The organism is Actinosynnema sp. NPDC020468 (genome assembly GCF_040642015.1).
GTDB lineage: Bacteria > Actinomycetota > Actinomycetes > Mycobacteriales > Pseudonocardiaceae > Actinosynnema.
Window position 1 is genome coordinate 47,915 of record NZ_JBFAEO010000034.1, and the last position, 15,730, is coordinate 63,644.

Annotated in this window: 14 protein-coding genes; 9 read left to right on the top strand and 5 right to left on the bottom strand. The window is 74.5% G+C overall.

Annotated elements, in window-relative coordinates; translation table 11 throughout:
* The first annotated feature begins 58 nt into the window (after window positions 1–58).
* From AB0G50_RS23500 to AB0G50_RS23520, 5 genes are all read left to right on the top strand, one after another.
* Window positions 59–1,435 (top strand): serine hydrolase domain-containing protein, encoded by a 1,377-nt coding sequence (locus tag AB0G50_RS23500; RefSeq protein ID WP_360112170.1) that lies wholly within the window; start codon window positions 59–61, stop codon window positions 1,433–1,435.
* Between the two features lie 112 nt (window positions 1,436–1,547).
* Window positions 1,548–1,916 carry a hypothetical protein gene (locus tag AB0G50_RS23505; RefSeq protein ID WP_360112172.1) on the top strand — a complete coding sequence of 123 codons (369 nt, stop codon included), beginning with the start codon at window positions 1,548–1,550 and terminating at the stop codon, window positions 1,914–1,916.
* The gene (locus tag AB0G50_RS23510) at window positions 1,913–3,829 is read left to right on the top strand and encodes a S9 family peptidase (RefSeq protein ID WP_360112174.1); all 1,917 of its coding nucleotides are present in this window, start codon (window positions 1,913–1,915) and stop codon (window positions 3,827–3,829) included. Before AB0G50_RS23505 ends, AB0G50_RS23510 begins: the two co-directional genes overlap by 4 nt.
* Before the next feature lie 247 nt (window positions 3,830–4,076).
* Complete coding sequence (locus AB0G50_RS23515) at window positions 4,077–5,504, top strand: serine hydrolase domain-containing protein (RefSeq protein ID WP_360112175.1); 1,428 nt, start codon at window positions 4,077–4,079, stop codon at window positions 5,502–5,504.
* Between the two features lie 244 nt (window positions 5,505–5,748).
* Complete coding sequence (locus tag AB0G50_RS23520; RefSeq protein WP_360112177.1) at window positions 5,749–6,525, top strand: maleylpyruvate isomerase family mycothiol-dependent enzyme; 777 nt, start codon at window positions 5,749–5,751, stop codon at window positions 6,523–6,525.
* Between the two features lie 61 nt (window positions 6,526–6,586).
* Here the strand turns inward: AB0G50_RS23520 and menC are convergent, their stop codons facing one another.
* The 5 genes from menC to AB0G50_RS23545 all read right to left on the bottom strand — a co-directional run bounded on the left by menC (window position 6,587) and on the right by AB0G50_RS23545 (window position 12,188).
* The gene (menC, locus tag AB0G50_RS23525) at window positions 6,587–7,693 is read right to left on the bottom strand and encodes an o-succinylbenzoate synthase (RefSeq protein ID WP_360112179.1); all 1,107 of its coding nucleotides are present in this window, start codon (window positions 7,691–7,693) and stop codon (window positions 6,587–6,589) included.
* Entirely contained in the window at window positions 7,690–8,544 is an 855-nt protein-coding gene (locus AB0G50_RS23530) for a GNAT family N-acetyltransferase (RefSeq protein WP_360112181.1), read from the bottom strand. Before AB0G50_RS23530 ends, menC begins: the two co-directional genes overlap by 4 nt.
* An 89-nt stretch (window positions 8,545–8,633) precedes the next feature.
* Window positions 8,634–10,259: a helix-turn-helix domain-containing protein gene (locus AB0G50_RS23535; protein WP_360112183.1), complete on the bottom strand. Its 1,626-nt coding sequence runs from the start codon at window positions 10,257–10,259 to the stop codon at window positions 8,634–8,636.
* A gap of 92 nt (window positions 10,260–10,351) precedes the next feature.
* Entirely contained in the window at window positions 10,352–10,834 is a 483-nt protein-coding gene (locus AB0G50_RS23540; protein WP_360112185.1) for a DUF4383 domain-containing protein, read from the bottom strand.
* A 178-nt stretch (window positions 10,835–11,012) separates the two neighbouring features.
* On the bottom strand, window positions 11,013–12,188 hold the full coding sequence (locus AB0G50_RS23545) for an ROK family transcriptional regulator (protein WP_360112187.1): 1,176 nt from the start codon (window positions 12,186–12,188) through the stop codon (window positions 11,013–11,015).
* 119 nt (window positions 12,189–12,307) lie between these two features.
* On the opposite strand from AB0G50_RS23545, the gene AB0G50_RS23550 reads away from it, so the two are divergent.
* The 4 genes from AB0G50_RS23550 (at window position 12,308) to AB0G50_RS23565 (ending at window position 15,722) form a co-directional block, all read left to right on the top strand.
* Complete coding sequence (locus AB0G50_RS23550; protein WP_360112189.1) at window positions 12,308–13,240, top strand: sugar phosphate isomerase/epimerase; 933 nt, start codon at window positions 12,308–12,310, stop codon at window positions 13,238–13,240.
* A gap of 5 nt (window positions 13,241–13,245) precedes the next feature.
* Window positions 13,246–13,395: a hypothetical protein gene (locus tag AB0G50_RS23555; protein WP_360112191.1), complete on the top strand. Its 150-nt coding sequence runs from the start codon at window positions 13,246–13,248 to the stop codon at window positions 13,393–13,395.
* 86 nt (window positions 13,396–13,481) lie between these two features.
* Window positions 13,482–14,186: a hypothetical protein gene (locus AB0G50_RS23560; RefSeq protein ID WP_360112193.1), complete on the top strand. Its 705-nt coding sequence runs from the start codon at window positions 13,482–13,484 to the stop codon at window positions 14,184–14,186.
* Window positions 14,187–14,555: 369 nt separating this feature from the next.
* Complete coding sequence (locus AB0G50_RS23565; protein ID WP_360112195.1) at window positions 14,556–15,722, top strand: MFS transporter; 1,167 nt, start codon at window positions 14,556–14,558, stop codon at window positions 15,720–15,722.
* The last annotated feature ends 8 nt before the right edge of the window (window positions 15,723–15,730 follow it).

Consider the following 15,730-nt stretch of genomic DNA (forward strand, 5'->3'; position numbering starts at 1 on the left):
GCGGTCGCGCCGCCGAGACTCGACGGTGCGCACCCGCCGACCCCAGGAGGAACCCACCATGACCGTCGCACCCGCCGACCTGCTCACCGGACCCGACTGGCAGCACCGGATCGACGCCCTGGCCGCGAAGCACGGCGTGCCGGGTGTCCAGGTGGGACTGCTGGCGCTGGACGGCGACGACGCCGACGTGCGGGTCCTGGGGAGCGGGGTCACGAGCACCTCGACCGGCGTGCCGGTGACGCCCCGGACGGTGTTCCACTACGGGTCGATCACCAAGGTGTGGACGACCACCCTCGTGCTGCAACTGGTGGACGACGGCCTGCTGACCCTGGACACCCCGGTGACCGAGGTGCTGCCCGGGTTCGCCACGGCCGTGCCGGGGCACGCGGAGCGGATCACCGTGCGCCACCTGCTCACCCACACCGCGGGCATCGACGGCGACGTCTTCACCGACACCGGCGACGGCGACGACTGCGTCGCGAAGTACGTCGACGCGCTGGCCGGCGCGGTGTCGATCACCGAGCCCGGCGGCCCGTTCAGCTACGCCAACTCCGGTTTCGTGGTCGCCGGCCGGATCGTCGAGGTCCTGCGCGGGCAGGTGTGGGACGACGTGCTCGCCGAACGCCTGCTGCGCCCGCTCGGCCTGACCCACGTGATCACCCGGTTCCGGGACGCGCCGCTGCACCGCGCGGCCGTCGGCCACCACACCGACCCGGACACCGGCGTGGCGACCGCGACCACCCGGTGGCACCTGCCGCGCTCGATCGGACCGGCCGGCATCGCGGTGGGCGATTCCGCCGACCTGCTGGCGTTCCTGGCCGCCCACCTGCGCGGCGGCGTGGGGCTCACCGGCGAGCGGGTGCTGTCCGAGGAGTCCGCGCTGCTCATGCGCCGCGAGCACGTCGACCTGTCCGCGCTGTCCACCACGACCTCCGGCTGGGGCCTGGGCTGGATGCGGTCGGACTGGGGCGCGGACACCGCCGTGCACCACAACGGCGGCACGATCGGCCAGATCGCCGAGTCGCACTCGTTCCCCGGCCTCGGCCTCGCGCTGTGCGTGCTGACCAACTCCGACCGCGGCACCGCGCTGGCCGACGAGCTGGAGGCCGAGATCGCCGCCGAGTTCGGGTTGACCCCGCCGAAGCCCACCGCCGGGCCGGACGCCGCGGAGGCCGACCTGTCCGCGTTGGCGGGTGTCTACGAGACGCCGGCGCTGCGCTGCGTGCTCGACCGGACGCCGGAGGGCGGGCTCACGATCAGCCTGGCCGAGAAGACGGTGATCGCGGGCGCCGCCCCGATGACGGGCGCGGTCACCCCGCTCGCGGCGAACCGGTTCGCGTTCGACCGGGCGGGCGCGGTCCGCGAGTTCGCCCACCTGGTGCACGAGGGCCGCGAGTACCTGTACGCGGGACGGTTGTTCGCCCGCGTCGGGTGACCACCGCCCGCCGAACGGGTGGCCGGCTGTTGTCGGATCGGACCAACGAAGCCACCGAGTTCCGTGGGTTCGCCCGACGCAGTGATCCGGGTCGCACGCCCAGGATTGCCGCATGCCGATCGAGACGACGGTGGCCGACGCGCCGGGGTGGTGGATGCCCGCCACCCCGGCGCTGTTCGCCGTCGCGGTGATCCCGGTGGTCGGCGTGCCGCCCGGGACGCTCGCCGCCGAACCGGTCCGCGGCGGCCGCGAGCGGGCGTTCGACGCCGTCTCCGCCGCGGTCGGCGGCTTCGTCGCGGTGGCGCCGGTGGCCGGTCGGTCCGGCCCGGACTCCTCCGTGCCGCCGGCGGTCGCGCGCGCGATCGGACCGGTCGACCGGGTGCCGGACCGCCCGGCCGCGCGGGCACCTCTCCCCGCCGCGCCGCGGAGGGGCACACCCCCGTCCACCCCCGCGAGAGCCCCCCGAGGAACACGCCCATGACACACCCGTTCACGATCGACGACCTGTGGTCGGCCCGCGTGCCGTCCCAGCCGGCGATCTCCCCCGACGGATCCCGCGTCGTCTTCGCGCTGACCACGTTCGACCGCGACACCGACCGCGCGGTCACCGGGCTGTGGTCGACCACCGCCGACGGCACCACCCGGCTCACCGCCGGACCGGCCGACTCCGCGCCGGGCTTCCTCCCCGACGGCTCGGTGTCGTTCCTGCGCGCGGCGCACGTGTGGCGGATCCCGGCGCACGGCGGCGACCCCGTCCAGGTCACCCCGGCGGACCGGTTCCCGCTGGGCGTGCTGAGCGCGACCTTCTCGCCCGACGGCACGCGGCTCGCGCTCGTCACGCTCGGCGCGGTGCCCGACCCGACCGCGCCGCTGGTGGTGAACACCGCGTTCCACAAGGCCGACGGCGTCGGCCGGTTCGGCGACCTGGTCCTGGACCTGTCGGTGCTGGACGTCGGGTCCGGCGAGGTCACCGTGGTCGTCGGCGGACTGCCCGCGCTGGACGGCGTCGCCTGGTCGCCCGACGGCGCCCGGATCGCGTACACGACGTGGCACGACGACCGCTGGGACACCGACTTCACCGGCGCGGTCGAGGTGGTCGACGTGGCCGCGCCGCACACGCGCACCCGCGTGCACACCGGGTTCTTCGGCCTGGGCTCGGCGCTGCTGTTCACCCCCGACGGCGCGAAGCTCGTCGTCACCGGCCGGCCGGACGTCGCGATCGGGCACACGACCCTGTGGCTGGTCGACCTCGACGGCGGCCCGGCGCGCCGGCTCGCGCCCGAGCTGGACCGCAACGTGCTGGTCGGGTCCGGCGGCGCGTACCCGGGCGCGCTGCCGCGGCTCGCGCCGGACGGCCGCACCCTGTACTTCGCGATCCGCGACCGGGGCATGTCCCACCTGTACTCGGTCGACTGGGCGACACCCGGCGCGCCCGCGCGGCACCGGTACGGCACGCCGACCGAGAGCGTCGACGGGCTGGCCGTGTCCGTCCACTCAGGACACCTGGTGGTGGTGCGCGCCGCCGTGGACGCGTTCGCCGAGGTGCTGGTGCTCGACCCGACCGGAACCGAGGCGCACCGGACGGCGCTCGCCACCGGTCCCGCGCCGACCGGTTGGGAACCGCGCGCCTTCGAGATCTCCGACGGCGCCACGGTGCACGGCTGGCTGCTGCGCCCGTGCGGGACGACCGGCCGCACGCCGCTGCTGCTCGACATCCACGGCGGGCCGCACAACGCGTGGGCGCCGCTGGCCGACGCGAACTTCTTCTACCACCACGACCTGGCCGCGCGCGGCTGGTCCGTGCTGCTGCTCGACCCGCGCGGCAGCGACGGCTACGGCGAGGAGTTCTACACCGGTCTCGTCGGCGGCTGGGGCAGCGCCGACGCGCGGGACTTCCTGGAACCGGTGGCCGCCCTGGTCGACGAGGGTCTGGTGGACCGGGCCGCGGTCGCGGTCACCGGCTACAGCTACGGCGGCTACGCGACGTGCCACCTCACCTCGCGCCACCCCGGCGTGTTCGCGGCCGCGGTCGCGGGCGGCGTGGTGACCGACCTGGCCGGCGTGTCGGGCAGCAGCGACCTCGCGCACTACTTCTCCGCGCTGGAGATGGGCCAGGGCGCGGCCACCGACCTGGCCGCGCTGCACGCCGCGTCCCCGATCGCGCGGGTGCACGACGTCACCGCGCCCACGCTGGTGCTGCACGGCCTGGACGACCAGCGGTGCCCGGTCAACCAGGCCGAGCAGTGGTTCACCGGGCTGCGCGAGGCGCAGGTGATCACCCGGCTCGTGCTCTACCCCGGGGCCTCCCACCTGTTCGTGCTCACCGGCCCGCCGTCGCAGCGGCTGGACTACCGCCGCCGGCTGCTCGACTGGCTCAAGGAGCACGTGCGATGACCCTCCCCTCCGCCACCCCGAGGACCTCGCCCGTCACCGGTGACGCGACCGTCGACGCCGCGCCGGGGCTCGTCCTCGCCTCCGACCCCGGCCGCGCGCCGGGAAGCGGGTCGCGTCGGCCGAGCGCTCGCCGGTCGGCCGGACCGATGTCAACCTCTACCACCGGGGCCTCACCGCGCGCCGCCCGCTCCGGCCGGAGCCGTGGTCGGCGCGGCGGAAGTCCTGACCAGTGAAAGGGAGTGCAGGCGTGAACGACCGACAGGGGTTGCCCGCCGGACTGCTCGCCACCGCCGCGTGGCAGGAGCGGCTGGACGCGGCGGTGGCGCGGCACCGGGTGCCCGGCTGCCAGGTGGGCGTGCTGGCGCTGGACGACGAGGGCGGCGTGGAGGTCCGCGTGCTGGCCTCGGGCCTGACCAGCCTGGACACCGGCGTCGAGGTCACCGCCGACGCGCTGTTCCAGTACGGCTCGATCTCCAAGGTGTGGACCACGACGCTGGTCATGCAACTGGTGGACGAGGGCAGGCTGACCCTGGACACCAGGGTGGTGGACGTGCTGCCGGAGTTCGCGCTGGCCGAGGCCGGGCACGCCGAGGCGATCACCGTGCGGCAGCTGCTCACCCACACCAGCGGCATCGACGGCGACGTCTTCACCGACACCGGCGACGGCGACGACTGCGTGGCGAAGTACGTCGAGGCGCTGGCCGAGGCCGGCAGCACCACCCGGCCGGACGGCCCGCTGAGCTACTGCAACGCGGGTTTCGTGCTGGCGGGCCGGATCGTCGAGGTGTTGCGCGGCACGACGTGGGACGAGGCGGTCGCCACCCACGTCGTCGGCAAGCTCGGCACCCGGCACGCGGTCACCAGGCCCGCGCAGGCGCTGCTGTTCCGCGCCGCCGTCGGCCACCTGCCCGACCGGTCCGACCCGGAGCGGCCCGTCGCGCCCGCGCCGGTCTGGACGCTGCCGCGCTCGGTGGGCCCGGCGGGGTTGATCACCGGCTCGGCGGACGCGCTGCTGCGGTTCGCCGCCGCGCACCTGCGGGACGGCGTGACGCCGACCGGCGAGCGGCTGCTGTCGGCGGAGTCGGCGCGGGCCATGCGCACGCCCCAGGTCGACCTGACCGCACGGTCCACTGTGGACAACGCGTGGGGACTGGGCTGGATCCTCACCGACTGGGCGGGCCCGGACGGTCCGGTGCGCGCGGCGCAGCACGGCGGGCACACCATCGGCCAGCACGCCAAGCTGCACGCGTTCCCCGAGCTGGGCATCGCGGTGTGCGTGCTGACGAACTCCGACGACGGCGCGGGCCTGGTCGAGGAGCTGCTCGCGCTCGTGGGCGAGGAGCTGGGCCTGCGGTACCCGACCCCGCTGGTCGACCGGGACGCGGAACCGGCCGTGCTGGACGAGATGCTCGGCGTCTACGAGACGGTCCTGGCGCGGTACACCCTGTTCCGCGACGACGAGGGCGGCGTGTCCGCCAAGATGGCCCGGAAATCGCCCCTCGGCGGCGAGGACGAGCTGGTCGAGCCGCCGACGCCGGTGCGACCGGCGGGTCGGGGCCGGTTCGTCTCGGTGATCAACGGCGCGGACACCGAGTTCACCCGCGTGGTCGACGGCGAGGACGAGTACCTGTACATGTACCGCCTGTTCCGCAAGGTCTCCGCGCCGACCGCCTGAGCACCGCGGTACAAGTGTCCTCAGTGGAGGGAGGGTTGCCACCCGGCGGCCCTCCCCCGCACACCGGGGCTCCCACATCCGCGCGGCACTCCGGTGCGCCGGCCGTGCCGAGCCCGATTCGCACGTTTCCGGTGCCCGCGAGCCGGTTTCCCGGTCCACCGGCCGATTCGGCCGCGGACCGCGCGGGGTCGACCGGGGCCGAATTCGCTGTGCCGCCACCGGTTCCGGGTGGTAGACACGCGCCGTGCACAACACCCTGGGGTTTCCCGACCTGCTGCGGCTGATCGACGAACGCGCCACCGCCTTCGGCGCCGAGATCCTCGCCGCGCCCGACCTGGACGCGCGGGTGCCCAGCTGCCCCGCGTGGACGCTGCTGGACCTGGTGCGGCACCTGGGCGACGGACGGCGGCGCTGGGCCACGATCGTCGCCGCCGGTCCGGAGGTCGCTCCCCCGGCCAAGGTCGAGCCGAAGGACGCGCCCGCCCTGCCCCGGGACCGCGCGGAGCTGGTGGCCTGGTGGACCGAGTCGGCCCGACGGTTGCTGGACGCGTTGCGCGAGGTGGGTCCGGACCACGTGTGCTGGGTCGGCTGGGGCGACTCGCAGTCGCCGCCGACCGCCGGAGCCGTTGCCCGGCACCAGGTCCAGGAGATCGCTGTGCACACCTACGACGCCCAGCTCGCCCAGGGCGCGCCCCGGCCGCTCCCGGTGGAGGTCGCGCTGGACGGCGTCGAGGAGTTCCTGGTCACCTGCGTCGCGACGACGAGCCCGTGGCCGCACAAGCCCGCGATCATCCACTACGCCGCGACCGAGGGCCGGTCCTGGCGGGTGGCGCTGTCCGCCGACGGCGCGCGGATCACCCGCGTCGAGGAGTCCGACGAGGTCGAGTCCGACGCGTCCCTGCGGGGCACGGCCTCCCAGCTGGTCCAGGCGTTCTACTCGCGGGTCCCGGTGGACGAGCTCGAACTCGGCGGCGACCCGGTGGTGTTCGAGCAGCTCATCGCCTGGGACCCGGGAGCCTGAGAGGCGATGGGGCGGCACCGCGTGTGGCAGGTGCCGCCCCGCTCCCCCCGCCCCGGGGGTTTTAGACCGCGATCCACTCCCGGTGGGTCGCGAGTTCGGTGAGCAGCTCCGGGATCGGCTCGACGCCGAGGCCCGGGCCGGTCGGCACCGCCATGCGGCCGCCGTCGAGGGTGAACGGCGTGGTCAGGTCGGTGCGGTAGTAGCGGTCGGAGGCGGACGTGTCGCCGGGCAGGGTGAAGTTCGGCAGCGCGGCCAGCGCGAGGTTCGCCGCCCGGCCGATCCCCGATTCCAGCATCCCGCCGCACCACACCGGGATGTCGTGCGCGGCGCACACGTCGTGCACCCGGCGGGCCTCCAGGTAGCCGCCGACCCGACCGGGCTTGATGTTGACCACCTGGCACGCGCCGAGGCTGATCGCGTCGGCCGCGGACCGGGCGGACACGATCGACTCGTCCAGGCACACGGGCGTCGTGATCCGGCGTTGGAGCTCGGCGTGGCCCCGCACGTCCTCCTCCGGCAGCGGCTGCTCGATCAGCAGCAGACCGAACGGGTCCAGCCGCGCCAGGTGCGGCGCGTCCTTGAGGCCGTAGGCGGTGTTCGCGTCCACCTGGAGCAGCAGGTCGTCGCCGAAGCGCTCGCGCACCGCGCGGACCGGCTCGACGTCCCAGCCCGGCTCGATCTTGAGCTTGATCCGCGCGTAGCCCTGGTCGACGTAGTCGGCCACCGCGTCCAGCAGCTGCGGCACGCTGTCCATGATCCCGACCGAGACGCCGCACGCGACGCTGTCGGCCACCGCGCCCAGTTCCCGGCCGAAGGACACACCCCGGTGCCGGAGTTCGGCGTCCAGCACGGCCATCTCCAGCGCGCCCTTGGCCATCCGGTGCCCCTGGAACCGGCGCAGCGTCGGCGCGACCCGGTGCGCCTCCACGCCCGCCAGGTCGCGCAGCGCCGGCACCAGGTAGCGGCGCGACACGTCCAGCACGCCCGCCAGGTACTCCGAGGAGTACAGCGGGTCGAGCAGCGTCGCGCACTCGCCCCAGCCCTCGCCGACGTCGGTCACCGCGCGCACCAGCAGGATCTCCCGCTCGGTCTGGGTGCCGAACGACGTGCGGAACGGCGACACCAGCGGCAGCGTGACGGTGATCAGTTCGACGCCTTCGAGCCTCATGCGTTGTCCTTCCGGGAAATCAGGTAGTGGCCCGCGCGGTCGAAGCCGACGACGGCGGAGCCCGCGGCCAGCTCGTGCGCCAGGGTCGAGCGGACCGCGAGCCGCCACGCGGACGCGGCCACCGGCGAGGCGCCGCGCAGCGCCTCGATGTCGGCGGGCGTCGGCACGGCCACCCGCGCGGCGGTCGACTCGGTCACCAGCGGCACGTCGCCCTCGGGGTGGTGCACCAGCGCCGGCCGGCCGTCGGGCTCGGGCGCGGCGCCCGGCGCGGGCAGCGGCCGGTCCAGCCGCCACGAGACCAGCAGCCGGTCGGTGGCGTCCTCGCCGTTGATGCCGTCGGACATCGGGCCGTAGAAGTCGGTCAGGTACTCGACGGGCAGCGCGCCCAGCTTCGCCAGGTTGAAGTGGGCGTTGCGGCGCACGAGCGGGTCGAACGTCCAGCCGATCGACCGGACGCCGTGCTCCAGGCCCCAGACCCGTTGGCGCAGCTTGAGCGCGAGCCCGATGCCGCGGCCCTGGCCGGACGGCGCGACGCCCGCGATGTGGCTGTGCACGTGCCCGCTGTCCGGGGTCCCGTTGAGCGCCACCGTCATGCCGACGAGGTCGTCGCCCGCGTAGGCGCCGGCCACGTGGTTGCCCGCCTTGGTCAGCGCGCGCAGGACTTCCACCGTGATCGCGGCGTGCTCGTCGTCCGGTCGCCAGATCGACCGGTACAGCGCGTGGACGGCGTGCAGGTCGTCCAGCGCGTCCAGGCGCCGGACGACGACGCCCGCCCTGGCCTCGGCGGCACGCGCGTCGTCGTCGGCCTGCGCGAGCGGCACCGGGTCGGCGTTCGCGAGGAGATCCGTCATGGTCCCCATCCTGCGGGGCGGACGCGGAGACCGTCTTCGGTCCGGCAGACGGAAACCCGACCGGAGGTTGGTGGGATCGGACGACCGGCCTAACCCAGCAGACCCCGGATGCGCAGTTCGAGCATCGCCTTGAACCGCGCGTCGTGGTCGGCCAGGTCGATGCCGCACAGGTCGGACAGCCGGCGCAACCGGTACCGCAGCGTGTTCGCGTGGACGTGCAGCGCCCTGGCCGCGTCGTGCACCGAGCCGAACTCGCGCAGGTACACGACGAGCGACTGGGCGAAGTCGGTGTGGTGCTCGTCGTCGTGGGCCAGCAATCGGGACACCGGCGTGGAGATCGCCGGTCCACCGCCCGTGAACGAGCCCGCGACGTCCTGGAGCAGGATGTCGAAGTAGGCGTCCTCGTAGCGCAGCACGGCGGTGCTCGTCGCGGTGCTCGGGTTGCGCGCCAGCACCGCGTGCGCCTTGGCCGCGTCCGCCCACGCCGTCCGCACTCCGGCGGCACCCCGACCCGCCGAGACCACCACGACGTGCACCGGCGCGCCGGCGTTCGGGGTGCGCGCGAACCGCTCGGCGGCGGCCAGCGCGCGGCGCGGGCCGGCGTCGACCGCGTCTACCGGCAGCACGCCCACCACCTGGCTGCCGACGGCGGCCGCGATGGCCCGGCTGCTCACCCCGGCGAGTTGCAGGTGCAGCACGTCGGCGTACTTGTCGATGTCGCGGGAGGACAGCTCCGGCCCGCCGCCCACCGGTCGCACCAGTTCCACCACCAGCAGCTGGACCGGGTCGCCGTCGAGGTCGAGTTCCCGCGCGCTGCGCGCCGCCTCGGTCTCGTCGTCGCCGACCAGCGCCGCGACCGACCGCCGCCGCCGGTCCTGGTCCTGGGTGCCGCTGTCGATCAACTCGCCCGCGCGCACCGCCGCGGCGCGCAGCACGGACACGTCGACCTCGGCGACCGGCGTCGCGGTGGCCACCCAGATCGAGCCGACCACGTACTGGCCGCGCGCGATCCGGATCGCGATCCGCGGCACGTCGAGGTCCGGCAGCATGGTGAGGTCGACCGACACCGGCTCGTCGGTGGCGTACAGGCGCTCGAAGACGCCGTGCCGGCGCAGCATCTCGGTGTACCGGGCGGGCACGCCGCGGCCGAGGATCGTCTCGTGCCGGCTGGAATCGCCGCGGGTCTGGTTGTCCGAGTAGCCGAGCACCCGCGAGTTCAGGTCCTCCACGGTGACCGGCGCGTCCAGGGTCGTGGCGAGCGCGTTGGCCAGGTCGGACAGCGAGCGCTCCCGGTCGACCCGACCCGGCGCGCTCCACCGCGGCCGGCGCGCGGTCTCCCGTTCCAGCGCGGTCGAGAGCGACACGGCGAGCTGGTTCCACGGCACGCCGGGCGAAATCCGCAGCAGCACCAGGTCCGCCTCGGCCGCCCGCGCGCGCAGGTCGTCGGTGAGCGCGGTGTCGTCGCGCAGCACCACTGCCGACGCGCCCGCCGCCAGCGCGAGCCGGACCAGTTCCCGGGTGTCGACCGGGCCGACCACGCCGACGCCCAGCACCACGGCCCGGTCGTGCCGGGCCGCGCCGTCGTGCGGGTCGTGGATGGTGATGCCGGCGACCGGGCGGGCCGAGGTCAGGTCGCCGCACACGACGTCGAGCAGCGTGGTGCCGATGGCGTCGACGAGCGGGGCCAGGGGCGACGTGTCGCTCGACCCGGTCATGTGACCCCCGATCACTGTGGACGGTTGCGGGAATCCTCACCCTAGGCCACGGGTGCGGAGCCGCCGTCCTCAGTGGACCGGGCGCGCGGGTCTCAGAGTTCCGGTTCGACCGGCGCCGCGCCGGGAGGCAGCGAGCGCTTGGCGGTGACCAGGCACAGGCCGGTCATCGCGATCGCCAGGAGCAGGTGCAGCCAGTTGCCCGGCACGTCGGTCGGGAACACGTTGGCGGAGCTGTCCTCGGCGACCATCAGGCCGTAGACCCACAGCAGCACGAGCAGCACGCTGCCGCCCGCCAGGTACAGCGCCGAGCCGCGCACCGAGCGCGCGGACAGCGCGCCCACCAACCCGAACGCCAGGTACAGCAGGTTCAGCAGCACCGACACGTGGAAGACGCCGAACAGGAAGGCGCCGGACGCGGGACCGAAGAACTCGATCGACTCCAGGCCCTGGGTCAACCCCGGGACGAACCCCAGCACCCCGAGCACCGCGAAGACGACGGCGGCCACCGCCGTGCCCCGCTGCAACGGGGTTCGGATGTCGAAGTCGGTCACGTCCACCGCCGGAATCGTCGCCACGCACCCGGAGTACCCGCCGGGCCCGGAGCCAAGCATTCCGATCGCACCCGGACCACCGCCACCCCTGCCTCGTCACACACCGCGCCACCCCGGCCCTCGGAGGTGGTCTCGTGACGGTGTCCGGTCCAGGATGCCCGTCCGACCGGACGCGGTGCACCCGCCACGCGGGCGGAGCCGATCATCGAGAGCCGAGCAGCGCTCCGATACCGCGGTCGGACAACAGGTGCCGCTGGGCGAGCGTCACCGCGCCCACCGTGCCCGCGCGGTCACCGAGCGCGCCGACCTCGGTCCGCAGGGTGTGCGTGGACAGCGGGAAGGCGCGTTCGAACAGCACCGCCCGGATGCCCGCGAGCAGGGCCTGGTCGAGCCTGGCCAGCGAGCCGCCCAGCACGATCGCCTCGGGGTTGGCGAAGCTGATCACCGCCGCCAGCACCTCGCCGATCCGCCGCGCGGCCGCGCGCACCTCGGATCGCGCCACCACGTCGCCCGCCTCCGCCAGTCGCACGACGGCGCGCGCGTCGGGCGCGTCCCGGCCCTGTGCCCGCAGCCGGGCGGCCAGCGCCTTGCCGCCCGCGACCACCTCCAGGCACCCCGTGTTGCCGCACCGGCACGGCGTCTCGTCGTGGCCGAGGCGGATGTGGCCGATGTCGCCCGCCGCGCCGCCCGCGCCCCGGTACAGCTCGCCACCCACCACGACGCCGCAGCCGATGCCGGTGCCGACCTTCACGTAGAGCAGGTGCCGCAGGCCCGGGTAGGTCTCGCGGTGCTCGCCCAGCGCCATCAGGTTGGTGTCGTTGTCGATCAGCACCTCGGCGCGCGGGAACCGGTCGGCGAAGTGGTCCGCGACCGGGTGCCGGTGCCAGGTCGCGGGCATCAGCGGCGGTTTCACGGCGTGGCCGAGGCCGAACTCGACCGGTGCGGGCAGACCGACCACCACCGCGCGCACCCGTTCCGCGTCCCGTCCCGCGAGCAGCTCGGCGAAACGTTCGACAACCCGGCGCAGCACCGGTTCCGGGTCCTGGTCTATGTCGTGGTCCTCGGTGGAGGCGGCCAGTTCCACGCCGTTCAGGTCGCTGACCGCGAGCCGGGCCGCCGTCGCGCCGAGGTCGGCGGTCAGCAGCAGCCCCGCGCTCCCGTCCAGCCGCAGCCGGGTGCCCCGCCGCCCACCGCTCGACGGGACCGGCTCGCCGCCCTCGACCAGCACCCCGCCCGCCAGGAGCGCCTCGACGCGGTGGGACACGGTCGAGCGGGACAGGCCGGTGAGCCGGGCGAGGTCGGCCCGGGTCGTGGCGGAACCCAGGGCGACGAGCCGGGCCAGCTCGCCGTGGCCGTCGGTCGCGTCGGTGTCGGACATGCCGGTCATCGTAGCTCGCTTCGTTCGAATTTGGATTATCTTTTGTCCTTGTCTTGCATAACTTCACGGCAATACGCTGAATTTCATCAGCTTCCCGTCCACTGAAAGGCTTTCGGATCATGAAACTGGGCTACTTCACCGCGTGCTTCACCGACTCCTCCCTGGAGGCGCTGTGCGAGCACGCGCACTCCGCCGGGTTCGACGCCCTGGAGGTCGCGGCGTGGCCGGGCACGACGCGCGACCGCACGGCGTGCCACCTCGACGTCACCCGATTACCGGAGCGGGACGCGGACCGGGTGCGCGGGCTGTTCGCCGCGCACGACCTGACGCTGTCCGCGATCAGCTACTACGAGAACAACCTGCACCCCGACACCCGGCGGCGCGCGGAGATCCACGCGCACCTCCGCGCGTGCGTGGAGGCGGCGGCCAGGCTCGGGGTCCGGCACGTCGGCACGTTCGTCGGCCGCGACCCCGGCCTCACCGTCGCGGCGAACCTCGCGCTCGCCGAACGGGTCCTGCCACCGCTGGTGGACTTCGCCGCCGGGCACGGCGTGGCGCTGGTCGTGGAGAACTGCCCGATGGAGGGGTGGCACCCGGACGGCTACCCCGGCAACCTCGCGTACTCGCCCGAGCTGTGGGAGTGGATGTTCGGCCTCGGCCTGCACCTCAACTACGACCCGTCGCACCTGCTGTGGCTGGGCATCGACCCGGTCGGCGCGCTGGAGTGGTTGGCGGCAGGCGGGTTCGCCGACCGCGTGGGCCACGTCCAGGCCAAGGACACCCGCGTGCTGCCGGCCGGTCGGGACCGGCACGGCGTCTTCGGACGCGCGATCCGGGGCGCCGACCCGTGGCGCTCGGGGTGGTGGGAGTACCGGATGCCGGGCCTGGGCGACGTCGACTGGCGCGGCGTGGTCGACGCCCTGTACCGCATCGGGTTCGACGGCGTGATCGCGATCGAGCACGAGGACCCGCACTGGAGCGGCGACGACGCCCGGGTCCGCCACGGTCTGGAGTACGCGCGCCGCACCCTCCGCCCGTTGCTCGTCGCCTGACGACCGTGACGGCGCAACTGCTCGGCGCGCTCTACCTGGCGTGCGTGGCGGGAGCGGTGACGGTGGCCCTCCTGTCGACCGACCCCCGCCGCCGCGCGGACGCCCGCAAGGTCCTGACCCAACTCCTGTCGATCTTCACCCGCCGACCGCCCTAGCCGACCGCGGCGGACGACCGGCCGACTCCGGGCGAACCGCCGCGCCCGCGTGCAACCGCCCGAGGTCCCGCCTCCGTCCCCCTCGGGTGAGAACCCTCCCGCTGCTCCTCGTCCTGCTGGCCGTCGCCTGCCAGTCCGCCGCCGCGCCGCCGGGCGGGAGAACCGTTGCCCTGCGGGCGGAGGTGGTGGGCGGCGGGCCGCGGCCGCCGGGGCTGGTCGACCACCCGGCGTTCGTGCTCTACGGCGACCGCACGCTCATCGTCTCCCTCGGCGCCGAGCCCCTGGTCCGCGAGTACCACCTGACCACCGAGGAGTTCGACCGCCTCTACGGCCGGGCCCGGGACGCCGGGCTCGACCGGGCCGAAACCCACGACGACCCGGTGCCCGACGCCGGCACCCTGGTGGTGACGTTCGGGTCGGACGCCGGCACCGCCGTCACCCGCGTCACCCCGCCGGACCGCTCAGCCACCGGAAGGGCCGGCGAGATCGCGCGGGCCGTGGCGCTGGACCCGGACGCCGACCTCACCTCGCCGTTCACCCCCTACCGCCCGGAGCGGGTCGCGGTGGTCGCCGTCGAAACCGACGCGACCGCGGCCGCCCCGCCGTGGCCGCTGCGCCCGCTCGCCGACGGGACGCCGGTGGCGACCGGGCGGTGCGCGACCTACCCGGCGGCCGACGTCGCCGCGGTGCGCACGGGCTCGTCCTGGTCGGACCGCGGCACGACCTACACCGTCACCAGGCGTCCGCTGCTGCCCGACGAGCCGGACTGCGGTCCGCTCACCCCCCGTTGACCGGAATCACCATTCCCACTACCTCACCCGAGCAGCCCGTCAAACCCTTGAATCTTCACCGTGAAAAAATGAGTGAACGTCCCTTCCGAAACGATCCCGCGACCGCCGGACGAGCTATCAAAGAACCCAATACCTGACTGTTTTCCCAGCTCAGAGGCCATGTCAACCGCCATTGCCACCGTTGACACCCGATCCGTGCGGACCTAACATGAACCGGCGTCGACGCGAACCCGGCGACGCTCGGCGACAGCCGGGGGAAATCGTTTCCCAGCGCACCGAAAAATCGGTGCGATCGGTTTCCGCACCGACGGGGGCAGGGTGTCCGGTGGCGTCACGGAGTCGAATTCGGGGTTAGCGTCCTATTCGCGGTTGCTCCGCGCGCCCGGCGCCGTCCCGCTCGCGTTCTGGGGTGTCGTCGGCCGGTTCCCGATCGCCATGCGGTCCCTGGGCTGCCTGCTTCTGGTCTCGGCCGTCACCGGCTCGCTGGCGGGTGCCGGCGTGGTGGCGGCGGCGATGCTGGTCGCCCAGGGCGTCGCGAGCCCGGTGCTCGGCAGGCTCGCCGACCGGGTGGGCCAACGCCCGGTGCTGCTCGCCGCGAGCCTCGCGCACGTCGTGGGCATGGCCCTGCTGCTGGGCGCGGTCGCGCTGGACGCGCCGCTGTGGCTGCTGGTCCTGGCCGCCGCGGTCGCGGGTCTCGCCGCGGTGTCGTTCAGCTCGTTCCTGCGCGCCCGCTGGGTCGCCGTGGTCGAACGGGACGCGCTGCGCACCGCGTACGCGCTGGAGTCGGTGCTGGACGAGACGATCTTCCTGCTCGGACCCCTGCTCGCCACCGCGTTGGCCACGGCCGTGCACCCGGCGGCAGGCCTGGTCGCGTGCGCCGCGCTGACCGCGACCGGCTCGGTCGCCCTCGCGCTGCACCACCGGTCCGAGCCGACGCCGGAGCCTCCCGCGGCGCGCGGTCCGCGCCGGGCGCTCGGGGTGCCGGGCGTGCGGGTGCTCGTGATCGCCTACGCGGGCATGGGTTTCCTGCTCGGCGCGGTCGACGTCACGATGATCGCGTTCGCCCGCGCGCAGTCCGCGCCCGCGCTGGCCGGGGTGTTCCTGTCGCTGACCGCGGTGGGCAGCCTGGTCGCCGGGCTCGCGTACGGCGCGGTGGCGTGGAAGTCGAGCCAGGCCCGGCTCCTGGCGATCACCACGGGCGTGCTGACGCTCGGCGCCGTGCCACTGGCGTTCGCGCCGTCCTCGCCGGTGATGGCCGCGTTCGCGGTGCTCGCGGGCGTGGCGATCGCACCGGCCCTGATCGCGGGCAGCACGCTGCTGGAGTCGTTGGCCCCCAAGGGTTCCCTCGCGGAGGGCTTCTCGTGGTTGACCAGCGCGGGCGCGCTGGGCATCGCGCTCGGCACGGCGGTGGGCGGTCGGCTGGCCGAAGCGGGCGGCTCGCCCGTCACCGCGTGGGCCGCGGTGGGCGGCGGCGCCGTCGCACTGGCACTCGGCGTCGCGGGGCAGTCCGCGCTGCGCGGGAGGGAACCGGCTTGACGGGCAGC

What these genes read in the sequence shown, in the direction of transcription:
- AB0G50_RS23550 (WP_360112189.1), top strand. Translation starts at nt 12,308, where the DNA reads ATGAAACTGGGCTACTTCACCGCGTGCTTCACCGACTCCTCCCTGGAG.
- AB0G50_RS23535 (WP_360112183.1), bottom strand. Translation starts at nt 10,259, where the DNA reads ATGACCGGGTCGAGCGACACGTCGCCCCTGGCCCCGCTCGTCGACGCC.
- AB0G50_RS23505 (WP_360112172.1), top strand. Translation starts at nt 1,548, where the DNA reads ATGCCGATCGAGACGACGGTGGCCGACGCGCCGGGGTGGTGGATGCCC.
- AB0G50_RS23500 (WP_360112170.1), top strand. Translation starts at nt 59, where the DNA reads ATGACCGTCGCACCCGCCGACCTGCTCACCGGACCCGACTGGCAGCAC.
- AB0G50_RS23545 (WP_360112187.1), bottom strand. Translation starts at nt 12,188, where the DNA reads ATGTCCGACACCGACGCGACCGACGGCCACGGCGAGCTGGCCCGGCTC.
- menC (WP_360112179.1), bottom strand. Translation starts at nt 7,693, where the DNA reads ATGAGGCTCGAAGGCGTCGAACTGATCACCGTCACGCTGCCGCTGGTG.
- AB0G50_RS23510 (WP_360112174.1), top strand. Translation starts at nt 1,913, where the DNA reads ATGACACACCCGTTCACGATCGACGACCTGTGGTCGGCCCGCGTGCCG.
- AB0G50_RS23530 (WP_360112181.1), bottom strand. Translation starts at nt 8,544, where the DNA reads ATGACGGATCTCCTCGCGAACGCCGACCCGGTGCCGCTCGCGCAGGCC.